This window comes from Streptomyces sp. PH10-H1 (assembly GCF_030063355.1).
GTDB lineage: Bacteria > Actinomycetota > Actinomycetes > Streptomycetales > Streptomycetaceae > Actinacidiphila.
The window spans coordinates 1-1,622 of sequence record NZ_JASISZ010000203.1; the positions used below are offsets into that span (position 1 = coordinate 1).

Consider the following 1,622-nt stretch of genomic DNA (forward strand, 5'->3'; position numbering starts at 1 on the left):
GTCGGGCCGTCCATGAGGAGCTCGCCCTTCTCCAGCCACAGCACCCGGTCACAGGTGTCCCGGATCGACTTGTTGTTGTGACTGACCAGGAAGACCGTGCCCGCCTCCTTGCGCAGCTCGCGGATGCGGTCCTCCGAGCGCTTCTGGAACGACCGGTCACCGGTCGCCAGCGCCTCATCGATCATCAGCACGTCATGATTCTTGGCCGCCGCGATCGAGAACCGCAGCCGGGCCGCCATCCCCGAGGAATACGTCCGCATCGGCAACGAGATGAAATCACCCTTCTCGTTGATCCCCGAGAACTCCACGATCGACTCGTACCGCTCCCGGATCTCCTCCTGCGACATCCCCATCGCCAACCCTCCCAGGATCACATTCCGCTCCCCGGTCAGATCATTCATCAGCGCCGCGTTCACCCCCAGCAGCGAGGGCTGGCCATCGGTGTAGACCCGGCCGCGCTCCGGCGGCAGCAACCCCGCGATCGCCCGCAGCATCGTGGACTTCCCCGACCCATTCGACCCGATCAGCCCCACCGCCTCCCCCCGGTAGGTCGTGAAACTCACCCCCCGCACCGCATGCACCAGCCGCACGTTCGGCGAGGACTTACGCGACACCATGCGCCCCAGCGCCGCGGTCGCGGAACCCTTCCCGCCACCCGCCCCGTGCACCCGGTACACAATGTGCACATCGTCCACGATCACCGTCGGGACCCGGGACTCCGCCGATGTCTGCGTCTGCGTCTGCGTCTGCTCAGCCACGGCCGTACTTCTCCTCAGCCTTCCAGAAATACACATACCCGCCGACCCCCGCGAACACCGCCCAGCCCACCGCGACCGCCCACACATGCGGCGGCATCTGGTCCGCCGTCACACTGTCGATCAACGCGAACCGCATCAGATCGATGTACACCGCGATCGGATTCACATCCAGCAACAACCGCACGAACGGCGGCGCGGTCTTCGTGAAATTCGCGATGCTGTACATCACACCCGACGTGTACATCCACGTCCGCAAAATGAACGGCATCAACTGCGCCAGATCCGTCATCCGACTGCCCAGCCGCGCCACCGCCAACGCCAGACCCGCATTGAACACCGACTGGATGAACAACGCCGGAACCGCCAGCAACCACGACCAGGCCGGCACCTCACCGGTCATCAGCACAATCGAGAACAGCACCAGCATCGACATCAGCAACTGCTGCAACTGCATCAACGTGAACGCGATCGGCATCGACGCCCGCGGAAAATGCAACGCCCGAATCAGCCCCAGATTCCCCGAGACCGCCTTCACCCCACTCATGATCGACGACTGAGTGAACGTGAAGATGAAAATACCCGTCACCAGAAACGCGATGAAGTTGTCCACACCCCGATCGGTCCCCAGCAACAGACCGAAGATCAGGTAATACACCGCCGCATTCAGCAACGGCGTCATCACCTGCCACAACTGACCCAACCGCGCCTGCGTGTACTGCGCCGCCGTACGCGCCTTCGCGAACTCATTGATGAAATGCCGCCGCCCCCACAACTGCCGGGTGTACTCACCCAGCCCAGGACGGGCACCACTCACCGACAACCCATACTTCGCCGCCAGCTCGGCAGCCGACAACCCACCATCGG

The 1,622-nt window shown here is 63.6% G+C and carries 2 protein-coding genes; both read right to left on the reverse strand.

Features of this window, described 5'->3' with window-relative positions:
• A partial coding sequence (locus tag QMK24_RS41200; RefSeq protein WP_502989175.1) for an ABC transporter ATP-binding protein occupies positions 1–794 on the reverse strand: 794 nt, incomplete at its 3' end.
• A partial coding sequence (locus QMK24_RS41205) for an ABC transporter permease (protein ID WP_283472042.1) occupies positions 751–1,622 on the reverse strand: 872 nt, incomplete at its 5' end. The genes QMK24_RS41200 and QMK24_RS41205, both read right to left, overlap by 44 nt.